Source organism: Litorivita sp. NS0012-18 (assembly GCF_040371945.1).
Taxonomy (GTDB): domain Bacteria; phylum Pseudomonadota; class Alphaproteobacteria; order Rhodobacterales; family Rhodobacteraceae; genus Litorivita.
The window spans coordinates 1,724,413-1,743,434 of record NZ_BAABWS010000001.1; the positions used below are offsets into that span (position 1 = coordinate 1,724,413).

The window sequence follows — 19,022 nt, forward strand, 5'->3', positions numbered from 1 at the left end:
CTTGCGCCTTCTACACGGCAACGCGCCGCGCCTCAACAACTTCGCGCTTTTGCCTTTCGCGTCGCCGCGCGGGCGTTTAGGTTTCGGCGCAAGATGTGATGGGGGACGGGCGTGAATACCGCAGCAGTTACGCCAATGATGGCGCAATATCTGGAGATCAAGGAACGGCACAGCGATGCGCTGCTGTTCTACCGGATGGGTGATTTCTACGAGATGTTTTTCGACGATGCCGTGGCTGCCGCCGAAGCGCTCGACATCGCATTGACCAAACGCGGCAAACATCTGGGCGAAGATATCGCCATGTGCGGCGTGCCGGTGCATTCCGCCGAAGGTTATCTTTTGTCCCTCATCCGCAAGGGATTTCGGGTCGCCATCGCAGAGCAAATGGAAGATCCCGCCGAAGCCAAAAAGCGCGGTAGCAAATCCGTCGTCAAACGCGATGTGGTGCGCTTGGTCACGCCCGGCACCTTGACCGAAGAAAGCCTCTTGGAAGCGCGGCGACACAATTATCTCGCCGCGCTCGCCGTCGTGCGAGACGAGGCCGCTCTGGCTTGGGTCGATATCTCTACCGGCGCATTTCACGCCGCCGCGCTGCCGCTTATGCGGGTCGGGCCCGAACTTGCACGGCTTATGCCCTCCGAGCTGTTGATCAACGAGGCCGTTGAGGGCGATTTGGCCGAAACAGTCTCTGAATCGGGCGCGGCCATCACGCCCATCTCTCGCGCATCATTCGATAGCACCAGCGGCGAAAAACGCATTACATCGCTTTTCGGTGTCGGCTCGCTCGAGGCTTACGGCCAGTTTTCGCGCGCCGAAATCTCGGCAATGGGAGCAATCGTCGATTATCTCGACCTGACCCAAAAAGGCAAACTTCCGCTGCTGCGCCCGCCCGTGCGCGAAGCCGAAGGCCGAATGATGCAAATCGATGCGGCGACTCGGCGCAATCTGGAGCTGACCCATGCCCTGTCCGGCGGGCGCGCCGGATCGCTTCTGGCGGCCATTGACCGCACGGTAACATCGGGCGGTGCGCGCCTTCTGGAGCGCAGGTTGTCGTCACCCTCGCGCGTACTCGACACCATCACCGCGCGCCACGATGCGGTGGGTTTTGCGCTGGAACAGTCTCGTATTTGTGCCGATTTGCGCGATAGTTTGCGCAGGGTTCCCGACCTTGATCGCGCTCTGTCACGGCTGGCGCTGGACCGCGGCGGCCCGCGCGATCTGGCGTCCATCCGCAACGGGCTTGAACAAGCCGAAATGATTGTCGCCAACCTTACCGGCGCGGCCTTGCCTCAATTGCTGAACGAGGCCGCGCAGGATTTGACGGGTCACGAGACTCTGATCGATCTGCTCGGGCAGTCCCTGATCGCAGAACCGCCGCTGCTCGCCCGTGATGGCGGGTTTATCGCCGAAGGCTTTGACGAAGAACTCGACGAATGCCGAAAACTGCGCGACGAGGGCCGCAGCGTGATCGCCCGAATGCAAACCGAATATGCCGAGCAAACCGGCATTTCCTCGCTCAAGATCAAACACAACAATGTGCTTGGCTATTTTGTCGAGGTGACTGCCACCCATGCCGACAAAATGCACGCCGAGCCCCTGTCCTTGAGCTTCAAGCACCGCCAAACGACGGCCAATCAGGTGCGCTTTACCACGCCCGCATTGACCGAGATGGAAACCAAGATTTTGAACGCCGGCGGGCGGGCGCTCGAGATCGAAAAGCGTCTCTATTCCGGCCTAAGGGAGGCGGTTTTGGATCAGGCCGCGCTAATCAATGCTACCGCGCGCGCGCTGTCGGAGTTCGACCTCGCCGCGGCACTGGCCGACCTCGCGCAGGGCGAAAACTGGTGCAGGCCGCAGATGGACGCATCGCGCGATCTGGTGATCGAAGGCGGGCGTCATCCGGTTGTTGAGCAATCCCTGCGCGCCCAAGGCGGCGCTCCCTTTGTTGCCAATGATGCCGACCTGATCCATGGCGGCGATGGCGCGCATATCTGGCTTCTGACCGGCCCGAACATGGCCGGTAAATCGACCTACCTGCGGCAGAACGCTTTGATCGCGCTTCTTGCGCAAATGGGCAGCTTTGTTCCCGCGCGCAGCGCCCGCATCGGGATGGTCAGCCAGCTTTTCAGCCGCGTCGGCGCATCAGATGATCTGGCGCGAGGGCGCTCGACCTTTATGGTCGAAATGGTCGAAACCGCCGCAATTTTGAACCAAGCAGACGACCGCGCCCTTGTTATCCTTGATGAGATCGGGCGCGGCACCGCGACTTATGACGGATTGTCGATTGCATGGGCGACGCTGGAACACCTGCATGACGCAAACAAATGCCGCGCATTTTTCGCCACGCACTACCACGAGATGACGGCGCTTTCGGCGAAACTGGCGGGCGTCGAAAATGCGACAGTGACGGTCAAGGAATGGGAGGGCGACGTCATCTTCCTGCACGAAGTGGTCAAAGGCGCGGCGGATCGCAGCTATGGTGTGCAGGTCGCGAAATTGGCCGGATTGCCCGAAAGCGTCGTCGCGAGGGCGCGCGTGGTTTTGGATGCTCTGGAGAAAGGCGAGCGCGAAGGCGGCGGGGCGAAACGCGCCGTCATTGATGACCTGCCGCTTTTCTCTGTTGCGCCGCCCCCACCGCCGCCCGCCGCCAAAGGCCCGTCAGAGCTCGAAAAGCGTCTCGCACAGATGCACCCCGACGAGATGAGCCCGCGCGAGGCGCTGCAAATGCTCTATGAATTGAAAGAGGCAGCAGACGTGGAATAGAGACTACCGCGCCCCAAAACAGCCAAAACGCCCGCGCCTCATACTGAGAGCGGGCGTTTCACGTTGAACATCGTGCGCCGATTTAGGCTGGGGTCGACGACACCCCGACCTGCGCGGGGCGCAGCAAACGATCATGTAGCATGAACCCTTCGGCTGCGACTTGAATAATGTCGCCCGCTTTGGTGCCAGGAACCGGCGCCTCGAACATCGCCTGATGGATTTGCGGATCGAAGGCATCGCCCACCACCGGCGAGATCGGCACAATACCGTGCTTTTTGAACACCGAAATCAATTCACGCTGAGTCAACTCTACACCTTCAAGCAATGCCGCAGAAACGGCGCGTTGCTCGTCGGTCGCCGCCTCAAGCGCGCGCTTCATATTGTCATAGACCGGCAGCAAGTCGCGGGCCAATTTGGAGCCGCCATAATTTTCGGCCTCGCGGCGATCTTTATCCGACCGCTTGCGTGCATTCTCGGCATCGGCCAAGGCGCGCATAAAGCGATTCTTATATTCGTCCCGCTCTGCGCGCAGCTCGTCAAGTTCAAGCGCCTCATCATCGACTTCTTCCATTTCCTCGGCATAAGCCTCGGCTTCGGCGTCATCAATATCGTCCAGAAAATCGTCGTTCTTTGGCTCTGCCATCTTCTCTACCTTTAACCGCGGTCGGAGAGGATCTTTCCAACCAGCTGCGCCGTGTAATCTACAATCGGCACAATCCGTCCATAGTTCAGGCGCGTTGGGCCGATAACCCCGACCGCACCGATGATCTTTCGATCAGCGTTCATATATGGACTCACCACCAAAGAGGAACCCGAAAGTGAAAAAAGTTTGTTCTCGGAACCGATAAAAATGCGCACACCTTCGCCCTCGTCGGTCAATTCGAGGAATTCGGCAATATCGCGTTTGCGTTCTAGGTCGTCGAAGAGGGTGCGAATGCGCTCGACGTCTTCGTCGCTGCCCTCGCGATCCAAAAGGTTCGACCGCCCCCGCACGATGAGCCGCTCATTGCGTTCGCCCGCATTCTCCCAAACCGCAAGGCCCGATTCGATCATATCATGCGCCAGTCGGTCGATCTCTTGACGGCGCGCGGCAATCTCCTTGGCAATCACCGGCTGCAAATCGCCAAGCGTGCGCCCGCCGACGATGGCATTGAGAAAATTCGCCGCCTCGCGCATCGAGCTGGGCGTTTGACCAGGGGGCGGGGAAAACAGCCGGTTTTCGACATGACCGTCGGCAAAGACCAAAACCACCAAGGCGCGGTCTTGGGCCAGCGAGACAAATTCAATGTGCCGGATCGGGGCTTCGTGCTTTGGGGTCAAAACCAAAGACGCCCCATGGGTGACCCCCGACAATGCGGTGCTGACGCGGTCAAGCAATCCGGCGACATCAGAGCGCGTATCCCCCAAGGTCTCGTCAATCTTGCGTCGGTCATCGCTCTCCAGATCACCCACCTCGAGCAAGCCGTCGACAAACATCCGAAGCCCCTGCTGTGTCGGAACGCGCCCGGCAGAGACATGCGGGCTGTCCAGCAAACCCAGATACTCGAGGTCTTGCATCACATTGCGGATCGTCGCCGCCGAAACCTTTTCGCTTAAGGTGCGAGTCAATGTCCGGCTGCCGACTGGCCCGCCGCTTTCAAGATAGCCCTCGACCACGCGGCGAAACACCTCGCGCGAGCGGTCGTTCATTTGATCGAATATGCCCGTTTTGTCCGTCATATGGCCCTCTGTGCTCCCCATCATTAAAGATGACCGTAGCGAAAGGTCAATCGGGGTTGCTTTTGCGCCTTGGCCCCTTGTATCCCCTGCATAACAGCAAAGGGGAATAACCATGCGGCCTTCGGGAAGAAACCTAGACCAAATGCGCGACGTGTCCATTGAAACCGGCGTGACCAAACATGCCGAAGGGTCTTGCATGATCCGCATGGGCGACACGCATGTGCTTTGCACCGCGACGATCGAAGACCGCGTGCCGCCGTTTATCAAAGGCTCCGGCCTTGGTTGGGTCACCGCCGAATACGGTATGTTGCCGCGCTCGACCACCAGCCGGATGCGCCGCGAAGCCGCCGCCGGAAAACAGGGCGGCCGCACTGTCGAAATCCAGCGCCTGATCGGTCGCTCCTTGCGCGCGGGCGTCGACCGTGTGGCTTTGGGCGAGCGCCAAATCACCGTCGATTGCGACGTGATCCAAGCGGACGGCGGCACCCGCTGCGCGTCGATCACGGGCGGCTGGGTCGCGCTGCGCCTCGCGGTCAACAAGCTGATGAAAACCGGCGCCGTGATCTCCGATCCTTTGGTCGATCCGGTCGCGGCGGTTTCTTGCGGCATCTATGCAGGTCAACCCGTGCTCGACCTTGACTATCCCGAAGACAGCGAAGCGGGCGTCGATGGTAATTTCATCATGACCGGCACCAAGAAATTGATCGAAGTTCAAATGTCTGCCGAAGGATCGACCTATTCGCGCGACCAGATGAACCAACTGATGGATCTCGCGGAAAAAGGCGTGACCGAATTGGTCGCCGCGCAAAAGGCCGCCGCCAGTGCGTAAATTCGACGGCAAAAAGCTCCTCGTTGCGACCCACAACAAGGGCAAGCTGGCGGAGATCATCGATCTGCTGGCGCCCTTCGGGATAGAGGTCATCGGTGCAGGCGACATGAACCTGCCAGAACCCGAAGAGACCGAAACCACATTCGTCGGCAATGCGCGGATCAAGGCCCACGCCGCGGCTCAGGCCACCGGCCTTCCGGCCCTCTCCGACGACAGCGGTATCGAAATCGACGCTTTGGACGGCGCACCTGGCGTATATACCGCCGATTGGGCCGAAACAGAGACTGGTCGCGATTTCATCATGGCGATGACCAAGACCCACGACAAGCTGCGCGAAACCGGCAAACCCCAACCTTGGACCGGTCGGTTTTGCTCGACCTTGGTGCTCGCATGGCCCGATGGGCATGACGAGGTGTTCCCTGGAAAAATGGAAGGCCAAGTCACTTGGCCGATGCGCGGCGATAACGGGCATGGATATGACCCGATCTTCATTCCTGATGGCTATGAGGTGACCTTCGCCGAAATGCCCTCTGAGCAAAAGAACCGGATCAGCCATCGCGCCGACGCCTTTGCCAAACTTGTCGCGGGCTGTTTTGAGTGAAGATTGGCGAAACGGGGGCTTTGGCCTCTATTTGCATTGGCCCTTTTGCCAATCGAAATGCCCCTATTGTGACTTCAACAGCCATGTTTCGCGCGAGATTGATCAATCACGCTGGCTTTCGGCCTACCTGAGGGAAATAGACAGATACGCGGCACAAACCAAAGGCCGCGTATTGACCTCGGTCTTTTTTGGCGGCGGCACGCCCAGCCTGATGAACCCCGATAGCGTGGCCGCCATCATCGAGCGCATCAAATCGCATTGGCCCACAGCCAATGACTTCGAAATCACCCTCGAAGCCAACCCCGGCTCGGTCGAGGCAGGCCGCTTTGCCGCCTATGCCGAGGGGGGGGTAAGCCGCGTTTCGATGGGAATTCAGTCTCTAAATAACCGTGATCTGCAAAAATTGGGCCGCTTACATACTGCAGAGGAGGCATATGCCGCCTTTGACATCGCGCGTGCCCACTTTGACCGAATAAGCTTTGATTTGATCTATGCGCGTCAAGACCAGACCCTGTCAGACTGGCGCAGCGAGCTGTCGCAAGCGTTGCGCCTCGCGGTGGATCACCTTTCGCTCTACCAACTGACAATCGAGGAAGGCACCGCATTTGGAGACCGATATGCTCTGGGAAAACTGCGCGGTCTTCCTGCAGATTCGACCGCGGCCGATATGTATAAAGCCACGCAGGACATCTGCGGCGAAGCCGGTTTAAGCGCATACGAAGTCTCTAACCATGCCAAAGACGGCGCCGCATCGCGCCACAACATGATCTACTGGCGCTATGGGGATTTCATCGGGATCGGACCCGGGGCACACGGACGGTTGACCGCTGGTGGCGCGCGCTACGCAACAAGCACGGTTCACAATCCTGCAATATGGCTCGCCCAAGCCGAGGATCACCACGGCGAGCAAGCCCGCAACATCATTGCCCCGCTCGATCAGGCGGGTGAATATTTGATGATGGGTCTGCGCCTCACGGAAGGCATCGACACAGAGCGCTACGCCGCCCTCGCCGGACAGCCGCTCGACGCGGAAAGCTTGCAGCACCTAGACGAAATCGGCATGATCGAAGCGCAGGGCACAAACTTGCGAACCACCCGCGAAGGCCGGTTGGTGCTCAACGCAATCCTCGAGAAACTACTGGCGGGCTGAGCAATGCGACTGATTTGGATGATCTGCGGCCTGCTCAGCTTGGGAACCGGTATCGCAGGCATCATTCTACCGCTGGTTCCGACCGTCCCGCTTTTTCTTCTCGCCGCATTTTGCTTTGCGCGCTCATCCGAGCGGCTCCACTTTTGGCTACTCAATCACCCAAAATTCGGCCCGCCAATCCACGATTGGCAGGCACACGGCGCAATCTCGATAGGCGCAAAAAGATTGGCCACATTGTCTATTGCGCTGACCTTCGGCCTATCTGTGGTGCTCAAGCTGAAACTTTTAATCCTGTTGATTCAGGCAATTACGCTATGTGCCGTGCTGGTTTTCATTTGGTCGCGCCCTAGCGCGTAAAGCTCAGGATGCGGCAAAGCTCGTCCAGCTCCTCCAAGGTTTCATACTTAATCGTAATCTGCCCCGCATCCTGACCCGCCTTGTGATCAACACTCACCTTCATTTTCAGCGCGGCCGACAGGTCCCCCTCTAAGGCCCGCGTATCGGCATCCTTTTCTATACGATCCGACGGCCCTTTGGCCGCGCGTTCGCCGATCTTTGGAGCACTTTCGCGCTTTGCCAACCGCTCTGTATCACGCACCGAAAGGCCATTCTTGATTACCGTCTTCGCCAATCCCACTGGATCATCCGAGGTGATCAGCGCACGCGCGTGCCCCGTGGAGAGCGCGCCATCGCGCAAATATTCCAGGACCTCTTCGGGCAATTGCAAGAGCCGCATAAGGTTCGCAAGATAGCTTCGGCTTTTCCCGAGCGCCTGCGCCAGTTGTTCTTGGGTATGACCGAATTTGTCCATCAACTGACGATAGCCCATCGCCTCTTCCACCGGGTTGAGGTCGGCGCGCTGGATATTTTCGATGATCGCGATCTCGAGAACTTCGGTATCGTCAAATTCACGCACAAGCACCGGAATACGGTGTAGCTGCGCCATCTGCGCCGCGCGCCAACGCCGCTCACCGGCCACGATCTCATACTCGCCGCTGTTATTTGGACGCGGACGCACGATCAGAGGCTGGATGATACCCTTCTCTTTGATCGAAGCGGCCAGTTCGTCCAGCTGTTCGGGGGTGAAGCTGCGGCGCGGCTGATCAGGATTTGGCACAACCTTCTCGATTGGGACCATCATATCAGGCGCCTCACGACCACCAGATTGGGTGGTCGCTGTCTGTTCAACCGCTACATCTGCCATCAGGGCCGACAACCCTCGGCCCAAACCGCGGTTTTTTCTTGTCTTGTCCGTCATTGTATCCCCCTTACACCGCGACCGCCGCGTGCTGCTCTAGCAACTCGACCGCAAGCGCCCGATACGCCGCGGCCCCCTTTGAATTCGAATCGTAGCTCAACACCGGAATTGAGTATGACGGCGCCTCACTAACTCGAACATTTCGCGGGATTATTGTTTTGAAAACCAAATCACCCAAGTTATCCCGAGCATCCATTTCGACCTGTTGTGACAACCGGTTTCGAGAATCATACATCGTCAAGACGACGCCCTCTATGCGCAGCGCTGGATTGGCAGCCTCTCGCACCTCTCGAATGGTCAACATCAACTGAGACAACCCTTCCAAGGCAAAAAATTCGCTCTGCAGAGGCACCAAAATGGAATGCGCTGCGACCATCGCATTTACCGTCAACAAATTGAGCGATGGAGGACAGTCGATCAGAATATAGTCAAAATCGAACGCATCCATGGCCGTTTGGCGCAATGCATCATGCAAAAGAAAGCTACGCTTTTCGTTTGATATCAATTCGATATCAGCCGAGCTCAGATCAACCGTCGCAGGAATAATAAAAAGACCTTCGCTGCTTGTCGGCAGAACCACCTCATCAAGTGGCACATCCTCGAGAAGCAACTCATAGGTCGTGTAATCGCGTGCCTCCGGATCGATCCCAAGGCCGGTAGAGGCATTCCCCTGCGGATCGAGATCGATCACCAGAACGCGCTTACCTTGCTCGGCCAATGCAGCGCTCAAGTTGATGGTGGTCGTCGTCTTTCCTACGCCACCTTTTTGATTGGCGACAGCAATAATGCGAGGGCCTGCAGGGCGGGACGGATCAGACACGTTTTATTTCTCCGATTCGCAAGATGACAGCGCCAGCTTCTGTTTTGCTTGGTATAGCCTCATGTTCAAAATGCCATTGTTCTCGGGCCTCTGCCACCTCTTTTTCCCAACTCCTGCCTTTTGGAAACAAACACAGCCCGGTCGGCGCAAGGTGACGTTCAGCATGACCCAAAAGCGCCGCCAGGTCAGCAAGAGCGCGCGCCGAAACAAGATCAGCAGATTGTGGTGGCGAAAGCTCGATACGTTGCGAAATAATCTCTGCTGATGCACCCGTTTCTCGCAGGGCAGAGCGCAAAAATGCGCATTTTCTCTGATCGCTCTCGATCAGGGTCACCTTGTCGAGGCCAATCTCATCACGCATGATTGCCAAAACAACACCCGGAAAGCCGCCACCACTTCCCAAGTCCACCAAATGACCCCTCGCTCCCAACGCAATCTGTGCGACTTGAACAGAATCCCGGATATGGCGCTCCCATAAATTTTCCAATGAGGCCTTGGAAACAAGGTTGATCTTTGGATTCCACTTAATCAAGAGCGTCGCAAAATGCTCTAACCGCTCAATTGTTTCACGTGAAACATCACTTCCCTCAATCATGCACTTTGGCTCCGCTTCGCCTGTCGGATTTTAGAGAGAAGCAAGGTTAGCGCCGCAGGAGTTATCCCCTCCATTCGCGCGGCTTGCGCCAAATTTGACGGCCTGAGACGATCAAGCTTTACTTTTTGCTCGGTTGTAAGGCCCTCAACGTTCAAAAAATCAAAGTCTTCGGGAATGATGTGCGCTTCGTCTCGCCGCATCGCCTCCACATCGCGCTGTTGTCGTTCAATATAATGGGCGTAGATCGCGTCTTTTTCCAGCTGCCCGCTGACCTCTCGATCGATATCCTCTAAACCTGGGTCGAGAGAACGCAATGTAGCGAAATCAACACTGGGCAAAGACAGCAATTCAAACCCCGTCCTGCGCGCGCCATCTTGTGTCAGCGCGACCCCAACCGCGCTAAGTTCTTTCGCGGTATAGGTTTTCTCGGAAATTCGCTGCCGAGCAAACTTCAAGCGAGAGTGCTTATCCTCGAACACCGCCCGACGCTCGACACTGGCGCAGCCCAACGCGATCGCGATCGGGGTAAGTCTTTGGTCAGCGTTATCGGCACGCAGGGAAAGCCTGAACTCGGCCCGTGACGTAAACATCCGGTACGGCTCGGTCACTCCGCGAGATATAAGGTCATCGATCATCACGCCGATGTAGCTGTCAGCGCGACTAAACTGAAAAGGCTCACGCCCAGCCGACGCCAAGGCCGCGTTAATACCAGCAGCCAGACCCTGCGCCGCCGCCTCTTCATATCCTGTGGTCCCGTTTATTTGCCCTGCAAGAAATAGACCAAGCACGGACTTTACCCGCAACGTCGCGTCCAGAGCCCTCGGATCGACGTAATCATATTCGATCGCGTAACCAGGCTGCAAAATTTTTGCCCGCTCTAGACCTGCAATCGAACGAATGTAGGCTTCCTGAACATCCTCAGGAAGCGATGTCGAAATTCCGTTGGGATAGACCGTATGATCCTCGAGTCCCTCCGGTTCTAGGAAAATCTGATGTGATTCCTTATCCGCAAACCGCACAATTTTGTCCTCGATGGATGGGCAATAGCGCGGGCCTACACCTGAAATATGCCCACCATACATGGCGGATCGATCAAGATTTCTGCGAATGATCTCATGGGTTTTCGGGTTTGTGTGGGTTATGCCGCACGAAATCTGTCGAGCAAAAGGTGCCCTAGAGAGAAACGAGAACATCGTAGGGTCACCGTCGGCCGGCTGGCTTTCAAGCGAAGACCAATCGATCGTGCGCCCGTCAAGGCGAGGCGGTGTTCCGGTCTTTAGCCGGCCCAGCGGCAGCCCAAACGCATCAATTCTCTCGGCCAGCTTTACAGAGGGTTTATCCCCCATGCGCCCGCCAGGGCGGGACACATCGCCAATATGAATCACGCCGCGCAAAAATGTGCCTGTGGTCAGCACGACGGCAGCGCTAGAGATCTCGCGCCCGCCCTCGAGAATCACGCCGCGCACCGCCCCTTCGCTCATCAGAAAATCAATGGCCTCGCCCTCGATAATCTCTAGGTTTTCCTGCGCCTCGGTAAAGGACAACATCGTTTCGCGGTAAACTTTACGGTCCGCCTGTGTGCGCGGGCCTTGAACAGCGGGGCCCTTTCGACGGTTGAGAAGGCGAAACTGGATGCCCGCGCGATCGGCAACTTTACCCATGACGCCATCCATGGCATCGATTTCGCGCACCAAATGCCCTTTGCCGAGCCCGCCAATCGCAGGATTGCAAGACATAACGCCGATACCATCGCGGCGCAGAGTCAGCAAAGCGGTCCGCGCGCCCATTCGCGCGGACGCGTGTGCTGCTTCGGCGCCCGCGTGGCCCCCCCCGATCACAACAACATCAAAATCAAAATGTTTCACGTGAAACACTCCTCACTTTCCAAGGCAAAAGCTGGAAAAAATTTCATCAAGCAGGTTCTCAACATCTATGCGACCCACCAAAGTTTCAAGGGCACGGATAGCAGTGCGGAGTTCCTCCGCAACGATATCCGTCTCCTCAAAGGAGGAGGAGATATAGCTCTCGGCCAAAGCCAACGATTCGTCGGCTCGCATCATAGCGGACCGATGGCGATTACGGGTGGCAATCCCGACATTCGCTGCGCGCGTTGACAAAATTTCACCCACACGGCGCACCAACTCATCAACGCCCTGCCCTGTCAGACCCGAAATTTTCTCTTCGCCAGCGTTACTCAGATCGCCCTTCGCGCGCAGAACAATATCCCCTTGCTGGGGATCCATCAGCAAAGAGCCGCCTTCCTCTATGAGGAACACTCTCAGATCCGCCGCAGTCGCTCTTTCGCGCGCACGGTCAATCCCGATGGCCTCGACGTGATCCTCGGTTTCGCGCAGCCCCGCGGTATCCAAAAGGGTCACGGGAAGGCCCGCGATATCCATGCGGACCTCGATGATATCGCGGGTTGTTCCGGCGTATTCGGATGTGATTGCCGCATCTCGACCCGCCAGCCGGTTCAAGAGCGTGGATTTTCCGACGTTCGGCGCGCCGACAATTGCCACCTCAAACCCGCTTCGGATGCGCTCCGCTGCTTCAACACCGGAAATCTCTGCCGCCATTGAGCCGCGCACATCGAGCAACAGTCCGGTAACCTCCGGCGACACATCAACCGGCACATCCTCATCGGCAAAATCAATCGTCGCTTCGATCAAGGCCGCCGCGCGGATCAGATCGCGCCGCCAAACTTCGGCTTTCGACCCTAATTCACCTGAAAGCACGCGAAACGCCTGTTTCCGCTGTGCCTCCGTTTCGGCATCGATCAAATCCGCGAGGCCCTCGACTTGCGCCAAGTCCAACTGTCCAGAGGTCAACGCGCGACGCGTAAACTCTCCAGGTTCGGCCATACGCAGTTGCGGCATATCAGACAAAACCCGCAGCACCTGAGAAATCACCGCGACAGATCCGTGTAGCTGCAGCTCGACGACCTGCTCGCCGGTAAAGCTGGCCCCCTTCTCAAAACACAAAACAAGCGCCTCATCCAAGATCATCCCATCTTGGTCCATCAGGCGTCTAAGCCCAGCAACGCGTGTTTTTGGCAAATCGCCAGCCAAAGCCCGTCCCGCCGCAAAGGCGTGAGGGCCGGAAATACGGATCACCGCAACGCCCGCCTTGCCCGCCGAAGTTGCCAAGGCGAAGATCGTGTCCATAGTAATAACCTACTGTTTTCGTTAGAAAATCAGGTATTCATCGAGTCGAAGAAGTCAGAGTTGGTCTTGGTCTGCTTCAACTTCGAAATCAGGAACTCAATGGCATCTGTCGTGCCCATCGGATTGAGGATCCGGCGCAAAACAAAGGTTTTCTGCAGATCGATTTTGTCGACAAGCAAGTCTTCCTTACGCGTGCCCGATTTCAAGATATCCATCGCAGGGAAGACCCGTTTATCGGCAACCTTGCGATCCAGAACGATCTCGGAGTTGCCCGTGCCTTTGAACTCTTCAAAGATGACCTCATCCATACGCGATCCCGTATCGATCAAGGCCGTCGCGATAATCGTAAGCGAGCCGCCCTCTTCGATGTTGCGTGCAGCGCCAAAGAAGCGCTTGGGGCGCTGCAGGGCGTTCGCATCGACACCGCCGGTCAGAACCTTGCCCGAGGACGGCACAACCGTGTTGAAGGCGCGGCCAAGGCGTGTGATGGAATCGAGCAAGATCACGACATCGCGCTTATGCTCAACCAGACGCTTCGCCTTCTCGATCACCATTTCGGATACCGCAACGTGGCGTGTCGCAGGCTCATCAAAGGTCGAGGACACCACCTCACCCTTCACAGAGCGTTGCATATCCGTGACCTCTTCGGGGCGCTCGTCGATCAACAACACAATCAAATAGCACTCGGGATGGTTCTGCTCGATCGAATTGGCGATATTTTGCAGCAGCACGGTTTTACCCGTCCGCGGCGGCGCCACGATCAGCGAGCGTTGCCCCTTCCCGATAGGCGCTACCAGATCGATAATCCGTGCCGAGCGATCCTTCACCGTCGGATCTTCGACTTCCATTTTCAGACGCTCGTCGGGGTAAAGCGGCGTAAGGTTGTCAAAAGCGATCTTGTGACGGGCTTTTTCCGGATCTTCGAAATTGATCTGGCTCACGGTTTGAAGGGCGAAATAACGCTCATCCCCGTCAGGCGCGGCCATCAAACCTTCGATTGTGTCGCCCGTGCGCAAAGAATACTGACGGATCATTTCCGGCGAAACATAGATGTCATCGGGACCGGGAAGATAGTTTGCTTCGGGGCTGCGCAAAAATCCAAAACCGTCCTGCAGAACTTCCAACACGCCATCGCCGCCGATTTCCCAATCGTCTTCGGCCATTTCTTTGAGGATCGAGAACATCATCTCGCCCTTGCGCATGGTCGAGGCGTTCTCGATCTCCAGCTCTTCAGCCATCGAGAGCAGGTCTTTAGGGCTCTTGGCTTTGAGGTCCGACAGGTTCAGACGTTCAATGGTGGTTTCATCGCTCATGGACATACCTCAACGCACACACTGCCCGCGCAGTGGATCGTTCTGTTTTGATCTGGAAAAACACGTTGCCCGGACGGGCTGGTTGATCGCTTCATAAAGCCGCCCAAGCTGCGAGTCAACGAAAGCAGTCAGGTTTAGAATTTCACAACCACCGACAAGACAATCACGACCATTAAAAGCGTCGGAACCTCATTCATCATCCGGTAATGTTTTCCGCTCAGGCTATTCTCACCACGTATAAAATCTTTGCGACGCTTGGCCAGCCAGTGATGAAACCATGTCATGATCAAAACCGCCGCCGCCTTCGTCCATGGCCAAACCATCGACCAATCCACGATCCCGGGAGTAAAAACCAACATCAGGCCAAAAATCCAAGTCGCGATCATCGCTGGATTCATGATCACGCGCAAAAGCTTGGTCTCCATCATGGCAAAAATTTCATCCGCCTTCTCGCCAGATGTCACTTGCTCAGTGTGATGCACAAAAAGACGGGGCAGATAGAACAAGCCTGCCATCCATGAAATCACAGACATGATGTGCATCGCCTTGGTCCATGGATAGACCCCTGCCAAAAAATCACCGATCATTTCAAAGCCCCTTTTTGCCATCTCAATATAATAAATAAAGAAAAGAAAAAGGATGATGATTTAGTAGGTAAACGCATTTTCCGTGGATTATTGTGTTCTCCACGGCTTCTCCACATGAGGAGTAAATCCTGTGGTCGATAAGGATAACCAGACCAAATAAGTGCACAAAATATTGAAATTAATAAGTTTTTATTCCAAACATGCTGTGAATAACTCTCTGAGCAAGCATTCAACAACTGATCCATTCACAATGGTTAAGTTATTCTTACCCCTTAGGGAAAATTCCCGCGGCGTCCCGTGAGACGCGGTATCTTTCCCCAGCCGCGCGAGACCTCTAAAAGGATACGCAGACTATTCGTAAATAGTCCGTTAACTCCTCCACGGGGTTATCCACATGGCGCATAGGGCGGGTCTCATAGCATGGTGAAAATAATACTGGCATCCGGTTCATCCATCAGGGCGCAGATGCTGCAAAATGCGAATGTAGCGTTTGAAATAGAAAAGCCGCGCGTGGATGAAGAGATGGTCAAAGCCGCGCTTTTGGCCGAGGGAGCGAAGCCGCGCGATATTGCCGACACATTGGCCGAAATGAAGGCCCGCAAGGTCAGCGAAAAACATCCCGATGCGCTGGTGATCGGCTCCGATCAGGTTTTGGATCATGCGGGCACGCTTTTCTCCAAACCAGCGGACCGCAGCGATGCCGAGGCGCAACTGCGGGCACTATCGGGTCAAAAACATCAACTCCTCTCGGCGGCTGTCATTTGCGAAAACGGAAAGCCCTTGTGGCGCCATATCGGTATTGTTCGGATGCAAATGCGGGATATCTCGCCAAGCTACTTGCAGGGCTATCTTGATCGCAATTGGCATAGCCTGCGCCACTCGGTTGGCGGATATAAGCTTGAAGAAGAGGGTGTGCGCTTGTTTTCCCGAGTGGATGGCGATTATTTTACGGTGCTGGGCATGCCCTTACTTGAAATCCTATCCTACCTGAGCCTGCGCGGCGATTTGGAGACTTGATATGACACGAATCCCGTTGGCCGGCGTGATCGGCAATCCGATCGCCCATTCAAAATCCCCGCAACTGCATCAGCATTGGCTAAAAACCTACGGGTTGCCTGGATTCTATATTCCGATGGATGTGGTGTCGGATGATCTTGAACACGTGCTGAAAACGCTTCCGAAAATGGGGTTTGTGGGGGTCAATATCACCGTTCCGCACAAAGAGCATGTGATGCAGATCGCCGATTTGATTACAGATCGTGCCACTTTGATCGGCGCGGCGAATACGTTGATCTTTCGCAAAGACGGAAAAATTCACGCTGACAACACGGATGGTTACGGGTTCATTGAAAACCTGCGCCAAGGTGCACCGCATTGGGACCCGAAATCCGGACCTGCGGCGGTGCTTGGCGCTGGCGGCGCGGCGCGGGCCGTGGTCGCGGCGCTTTTGGATGTGGGCGTGCCGGAAATATTGATCTCCAACCGCACCAAGGTGCGCGCTGAAAAACTCCAAGATGATTTTGGCAAACGCCTCACGGTCGTGGATTGGGTGCAAGCGGGCAATATGATTGAAGAGGCCAGCCTTGTGGTCAACACGACCTCTCTTGGCATGATGGGCAAACCCGAATTGCGGGTGCCGCTCGACGGGTTGCAAAAATCCGCTGTTGTGACCGATCTGGTATATGCGCCACTGAAAACCCGCCTGTTGCTTGAGGCGGAAAAACAGGGGTGCACCACCGTGGACGGCCTTGGCATGTTGCTTCATCAAGCCGTCCCCGCCTTCGAGCGCTGGTTCGGCCAGCGACCTGAGGTCGACAGCGCCGCGCGCACGGCGGCATTGCGATGATATTTCGCCTCGGTCTGACTGGCTCCATCGGGATGGGCAAATCCACGACGGCGAAAATGTTTGCCGAAGATGGCTGCGCCGTATGGGATGCGGATGCCGCGGTGCACCGGCTTTATGCCAAGGGCGGTTCAGCGGTGGCGCCAATGGGGGCCGTATTTCCGGCTGCGATCATTGATGGTGCCGTATCGCGCGACGCCCTCAAAGAGATCATTGGCGCCGATCCGCAAGCATTAGGTCAGATCGAGGCGATCGTTCACCCTCTGCTTGGCGCGGATCGCGCCGATTTTGCCAAAAATGCTGCCGCCGATATTCTCGTCTACGACATTCCCTTGCTGTTTGAGACTGGCGGCGAAAAGCGTATGGATGCGGTTGCATGTGTCACTGTTTCACCTCAAACCCAACGAGAGCGGGTCATGGCGCGGGGCACGATGACCGAGGCACAGTTCGAGGGCATCCGAGCCAAACAAATGCCCAATGACGAGAAATGCGCCCGAAGCGACTATGTGATCGAAACCGATACGCTTGAGCATGCCCGCGCGCAGGTGCAAGATGTTGTGGCAGATATCAGAAAGCGAATGCGCGATGCGTGAGATTGTCCTCGACACCGAAACCACCGGATTTGAACCCGAAAGCGGCGACCGGATTGTCGAAATCGGCTGTGTCGAGCTTTATAATCACATGCCGACAGGAAACACCTATCATCAATACATCAACCCCGAGCGCAGCATGCCCCAAGGCGCGTTTGAAGTGCACGGGCTTGGCGATGATTTCCTGCGCGATAAACCGGTATTCGCCAAGGTCGGGCAGGCTTTTTTGGACTTTATCGGCGATGCAAGGCTGATCATTCATAACGCCAGTTTCGATATGAAATTCCTCAACGCCGAGCTGAAATGGATGGGATTGCCCACCCTGCCCATGTCTCAGGCGCTTGATACGCTTGCCATTGCGCGTAAAAAATTCCCTGGCTCGCCCGCCTCGCTCGACGCGCTGTGCCGCCGCTTCGGTATCGACAATTCTAACCGCACCTTGCACGGCGCTTTGCTCGATAGCGAAATTCTGGCCGAGGTCTATCTTGAGCTGATCGGTGGGCGGCAGCCGGATTTCGGGCTTGGCGCTGTCCCCCAAGAAAAGCGAAGCGAAGCCCAAGTCAGCAGCGATTGGCGCCCTGTCCCGCGCCCCGCGCCGCTTCCGCCGCGCATCACAGACGAAGAAGCCGCCGCCCATAAAGCCTTTGTCGAGGCGATGGGCGACGGCGCGCTTTGGTCTAAATAGGACCGAAACAGAGACTGTTTCGGCCAAACCCTTAGGACGCTGGCTGCGCCTCTTGCTGGCGGCGTGCGATTTCGGCGCGGTAAAGCTGTACAAAATCGATATTGTCGAGGTTCAAGGGCGGGAAGCCCCCGTCGCGGGTCACGTCCGACACAATGCGGCGCAAGAACGGGAAGGTCAGGCGCGGGCATTCGATCAGCAAAAACGGGTGCATTTGCTCTTCCGGCACGCCCTCGATGTTGAAGACGCCCGCATATTCGATCTCGAGCAAAAACAGCGTGTCTTTGGTGGTTTTATCCGAGGAGGTCACGACCAGCTTGGTCACAACTTCGAACTGGTTCGCCGTATCGCGCGGTTTGGCGTCGAGATTGACCTGCACCTGCACATCGGGCTGCACGTTGCCCTTGCCACCCTTCTGCGCCAGCACGTTTTCGAACGACATGTCGCGAATATACTGGGTCAGGATGTTCATTTTGATCTGGGGCATTTCCGGTGCCGCGCCGTTGCCATTCTCGGCCATCGTGTTCTTCTCCCAAAGGGTTCAACAAATTCGCTACAGCCTTATCAGCTTGGCAAAGCCGCCTCAACCGAAAGGCGTCAGTGTTTGGTCCAACCCGAGGGCGTGTGCGTCGGACGCTTGGGGGGGTCGACTTCGGTGAATTCCACGTCGATCACATCGCCTTGCTCTGGCGCGGGCCGCGCGGGGCCGGATGCGCCCATTTCGAACCGCGCCACGGTGATCCGTTTGCGGGCTTCGCGCATCACGGCGCGCCGGACGGGCGGCAAAAGCAACGAAATGCCCACCGCGTCGGTAAAGAACCCCGGCGTCAACAAAAGAACGCCTGCCACCAAGATCATCGCGCCATGGGCCAAGGGTTCGGTCGGGTCCTGCATTTCGGATAGGGAGCGGCGCACATCGCCCATCGCCAGAGCGCCCTGTTGGCGCATGAGCCGGTGGCCAATCACCGCCGTCAAAAGCACAAGGCCGAGCGTCGGCCATGTTCCGATCAAGCCGCCGACCTGCAAGAACAGCGCGATTTCGATCAAGGGAACGGCAATAAACGCGATCAAAAGCCACATGGGCGGTCTCCTCTTTTGCGCTGCTATG

The 19,022-nt window shown here is 56.8% G+C and carries 20 protein-coding genes; 9 read left to right on the forward strand and 11 right to left on the reverse strand.

The window, feature by feature from the left end; translation table 11 throughout:
• Positions 1-135: 135 nt before the first annotated feature.
• A complete protein-coding gene (gene mutS / locus ABWV64_RS08300) occupies positions 136-2,763 on the forward strand; it encodes a DNA mismatch repair protein MutS (RefSeq protein WP_353344578.1) in 2,628 nt (875 codons plus the stop codon).
• A gap of 82 nt (positions 2,764-2,845) precedes the next feature.
• On the opposite strand, the gene ABWV64_RS08305 is transcribed toward mutS, so the two are convergent.
• Both ABWV64_RS08305 and hrcA read right to left on the reverse strand, forming a co-directional pair.
• Positions 2,846-3,406 carry a nucleotide exchange factor GrpE gene (locus ABWV64_RS08305; protein WP_353343952.1) on the reverse strand — a complete coding sequence of 187 codons (561 nt, stop codon included), beginning with the start codon at positions 3,404-3,406 and terminating at the stop codon, positions 2,846-2,848.
• An 11-nt stretch (positions 3,407-3,417) separates the two neighbouring features.
• The gene (hrcA, locus tag ABWV64_RS08310) at positions 3,418-4,482 is read right to left on the reverse strand and encodes a heat-inducible transcriptional repressor HrcA (protein WP_353343954.1); all 1,065 of its coding nucleotides are present in this window, start codon (positions 4,480-4,482) and stop codon (positions 3,418-3,420) included.
• A gap of 112 nt (positions 4,483-4,594) precedes the next feature.
• On the opposite strand from hrcA, the gene rph reads away from it, so the two are divergent.
• Genes rph through ABWV64_RS08330 form a run of 4 tightly spaced genes read left to right on the forward strand, consistent with a single transcriptional unit; the run spans position 4,595 to position 7,419 of the window.
• Positions 4,595-5,311, forward strand: a complete 717-nt coding sequence (rph, locus tag ABWV64_RS08315; RefSeq protein ID WP_353343956.1) for a ribonuclease PH — start codon at positions 4,595-4,597, stop codon at positions 5,309-5,311.
• A complete protein-coding gene (gene rdgB, locus ABWV64_RS08320) occupies positions 5,304-5,912 on the forward strand; it encodes an RdgB/HAM1 family non-canonical purine NTP pyrophosphatase (protein ID WP_353343958.1) in 609 nt (202 codons plus the stop codon). The genes rph and rdgB overlap by 8 nt, the downstream gene beginning before the upstream one ends.
• Positions 5,905-7,062 (forward strand): radical SAM family heme chaperone HemW, encoded by a 1,158-nt coding sequence (gene hemW / locus ABWV64_RS08325; RefSeq protein ID WP_353343960.1) that lies wholly within the window; start codon positions 5,905-5,907, stop codon positions 7,060-7,062. The genes rdgB and hemW overlap by 8 nt, the downstream gene beginning before the upstream one ends.
• A 3-nt stretch (positions 7,063-7,065) precedes the next feature.
• Complete coding sequence (locus tag ABWV64_RS08330; protein WP_353343962.1) at positions 7,066-7,419, forward strand: YbaN family protein; 354 nt, start codon at positions 7,066-7,068, stop codon at positions 7,417-7,419.
• Here ABWV64_RS08330 and ABWV64_RS08335 read toward each other — a convergent pair.
• The 7 genes from ABWV64_RS08335 to hemJ form a co-directional block, all read right to left on the reverse strand.
• The gene (locus ABWV64_RS08335; protein WP_353343964.1) at positions 7,409-8,320 is read right to left on the reverse strand and encodes a ParB/RepB/Spo0J family partition protein; all 912 of its coding nucleotides are present in this window, start codon (positions 8,318-8,320) and stop codon (positions 7,409-7,411) included. The genes ABWV64_RS08330 and ABWV64_RS08335 overlap by 11 nt on opposite strands.
• Before the next feature lie 10 nt (positions 8,321-8,330).
• The gene (locus tag ABWV64_RS08340) at positions 8,331-9,140 is read right to left on the reverse strand and encodes a ParA family protein (RefSeq protein WP_353343966.1); all 810 of its coding nucleotides are present in this window, start codon (positions 9,138-9,140) and stop codon (positions 8,331-8,333) included.
• Positions 9,133-9,735 carry a 16S rRNA (guanine(527)-N(7))-methyltransferase RsmG gene (rsmG, locus tag ABWV64_RS08345; RefSeq protein ID WP_353343968.1) on the reverse strand — a complete coding sequence of 201 codons (603 nt, stop codon included), beginning with the start codon at positions 9,733-9,735 and terminating at the stop codon, positions 9,133-9,135. Before rsmG ends, ABWV64_RS08340 begins: the two co-directional genes overlap by 8 nt.
• The gene (mnmG, locus tag ABWV64_RS08350) at positions 9,732-11,600 is read right to left on the reverse strand and encodes a tRNA uridine-5-carboxymethylaminomethyl(34) synthesis enzyme MnmG (protein ID WP_353343970.1); all 1,869 of its coding nucleotides are present in this window, start codon (positions 11,598-11,600) and stop codon (positions 9,732-9,734) included. Before mnmG ends, rsmG begins: the two co-directional genes overlap by 4 nt.
• Positions 11,601-11,612: 12 nt before the next feature.
• Positions 11,613-12,899: a tRNA uridine-5-carboxymethylaminomethyl(34) synthesis GTPase MnmE gene (mnmE, locus tag ABWV64_RS08355; protein WP_353343972.1), complete on the reverse strand. Its 1,287-nt coding sequence runs from the start codon at positions 12,897-12,899 to the stop codon at positions 11,613-11,615.
• 29 nt (positions 12,900-12,928) lie between these two features.
• On the reverse strand, positions 12,929-14,212 hold the full coding sequence (gene rho / locus ABWV64_RS08360) for a transcription termination factor Rho (RefSeq protein ID WP_353343974.1): 1,284 nt from the start codon (positions 14,210-14,212) through the stop codon (positions 12,929-12,931).
• 134 nt (positions 14,213-14,346) lie between these two features.
• Complete coding sequence (gene hemJ / locus ABWV64_RS08365; RefSeq protein WP_353343976.1) at positions 14,347-14,799, reverse strand: protoporphyrinogen oxidase HemJ; 453 nt, start codon at positions 14,797-14,799, stop codon at positions 14,347-14,349.
• 420 nt (positions 14,800-15,219) lie between these two features.
• On the opposite strand from hemJ, the gene ABWV64_RS08370 reads away from it, so the two are divergent.
• The 4 genes from ABWV64_RS08370 to dnaQ are packed head-to-tail and all read left to right on the forward strand — an operon-like array spanning position 15,220 to position 17,917.
• Complete coding sequence (locus ABWV64_RS08370; RefSeq protein ID WP_353343978.1) at positions 15,220-15,816, forward strand: Maf family protein; 597 nt, start codon at positions 15,220-15,222, stop codon at positions 15,814-15,816.
• Position 15,817: 1 nt separating this feature from the next.
• Positions 15,818-16,645 (forward strand): shikimate dehydrogenase, encoded by an 828-nt coding sequence (locus ABWV64_RS08375; protein ID WP_353343980.1) that lies wholly within the window; start codon positions 15,818-15,820, stop codon positions 16,643-16,645.
• Positions 16,642-17,235, forward strand: a complete 594-nt coding sequence (gene coaE, locus ABWV64_RS08380) for a dephospho-CoA kinase (RefSeq protein ID WP_353343982.1) — start codon at positions 16,642-16,644, stop codon at positions 17,233-17,235. Before ABWV64_RS08375 ends, coaE begins: the two co-directional genes overlap by 4 nt.
• Positions 17,228-17,917, forward strand: coding sequence for a DNA polymerase III subunit epsilon (dnaQ, locus tag ABWV64_RS08385; protein WP_353343984.1), 690 nt, complete (start codon positions 17,228-17,230; stop codon positions 17,915-17,917). Before coaE ends, dnaQ begins: the two co-directional genes overlap by 8 nt.
• A gap of 31 nt (positions 17,918-17,948) precedes the next feature.
• Here the strand turns inward: dnaQ and secB are convergent, their stop codons facing one another.
• Together secB and ABWV64_RS08395 are read right to left on the reverse strand one after the other, a co-directional pair.
• Positions 17,949-18,434: a protein-export chaperone SecB gene (gene secB / locus ABWV64_RS08390; RefSeq protein ID WP_353343986.1), complete on the reverse strand. Its 486-nt coding sequence runs from the start codon at positions 18,432-18,434 to the stop codon at positions 17,949-17,951.
• Positions 18,435-18,511: 77 nt separating this feature from the next.
• Positions 18,512-18,994, reverse strand: a complete 483-nt coding sequence (locus ABWV64_RS08395) for an FxsA family protein (protein ID WP_353343988.1) — start codon at positions 18,992-18,994, stop codon at positions 18,512-18,514.
• Positions 18,995-19,022: the final 28 nt, after the last annotated feature.

Coding starts and splice junctions, on each gene's coding strand:
- secB (WP_353343986.1), bottom strand. CDS start 18,434: ATGGCCGAGAATGGCAACGGCGCGGCACCGGAAATGCCCCAGATCAAA.
- ABWV64_RS08375 (WP_353343980.1), top strand. CDS start 15,818: ATGACACGAATCCCGTTGGCCGGCGTGATCGGCAATCCGATCGCCCAT.
- ABWV64_RS08335 (WP_353343964.1), bottom strand. CDS start 8,320: ATGACGGACAAGACAAGAAAAAACCGCGGTTTGGGCCGAGGGTTGTCG.
- mutS (WP_353344578.1), top strand. CDS start 136: ATGATGGCGCAATATCTGGAGATCAAGGAACGGCACAGCGATGCGCTG.
- hrcA (WP_353343954.1), bottom strand. CDS start 4,482: ATGACGGACAAAACGGGCATATTCGATCAAATGAACGACCGCTCGCGC.
- coaE (WP_353343982.1), top strand. CDS start 16,642: ATGATATTTCGCCTCGGTCTGACTGGCTCCATCGGGATGGGCAAATCC.
- mnmE (WP_353343972.1), bottom strand. CDS start 12,899: ATGGACACGATCTTCGCCTTGGCAACTTCGGCGGGCAAGGCGGGCGTT.
- ABWV64_RS08305 (WP_353343952.1), bottom strand. CDS start 3,406: ATGGCAGAGCCAAAGAACGACGATTTTCTGGACGATATTGATGACGCC.
- ABWV64_RS08370 (WP_353343978.1), top strand. CDS start 15,220: ATGGTGAAAATAATACTGGCATCCGGTTCATCCATCAGGGCGCAGATG.
- rho (WP_353343974.1), bottom strand. CDS start 14,212: ATGAGCGATGAAACCACCATTGAACGTCTGAACCTGTCGGACCTCAAA.
- ABWV64_RS08330 (WP_353343962.1), top strand. CDS start 7,066: ATGCGACTGATTTGGATGATCTGCGGCCTGCTCAGCTTGGGAACCGGT.
- ABWV64_RS08395 (WP_353343988.1), bottom strand. CDS start 18,994: ATGTGGCTTTTGATCGCGTTTATTGCCGTTCCCTTGATCGAAATCGCG.
- hemJ (WP_353343976.1), bottom strand. CDS start 14,799: ATGATCGGTGATTTTTTGGCAGGGGTCTATCCATGGACCAAGGCGATG.
- rsmG (WP_353343968.1), bottom strand. CDS start 9,735: ATGATTGAGGGAAGTGATGTTTCACGTGAAACAATTGAGCGGTTAGAG.
- rph (WP_353343956.1), top strand. CDS start 4,595: ATGCGGCCTTCGGGAAGAAACCTAGACCAAATGCGCGACGTGTCCATT.
- dnaQ (WP_353343984.1), top strand. CDS start 17,228: ATGCGTGAGATTGTCCTCGACACCGAAACCACCGGATTTGAACCCGAA.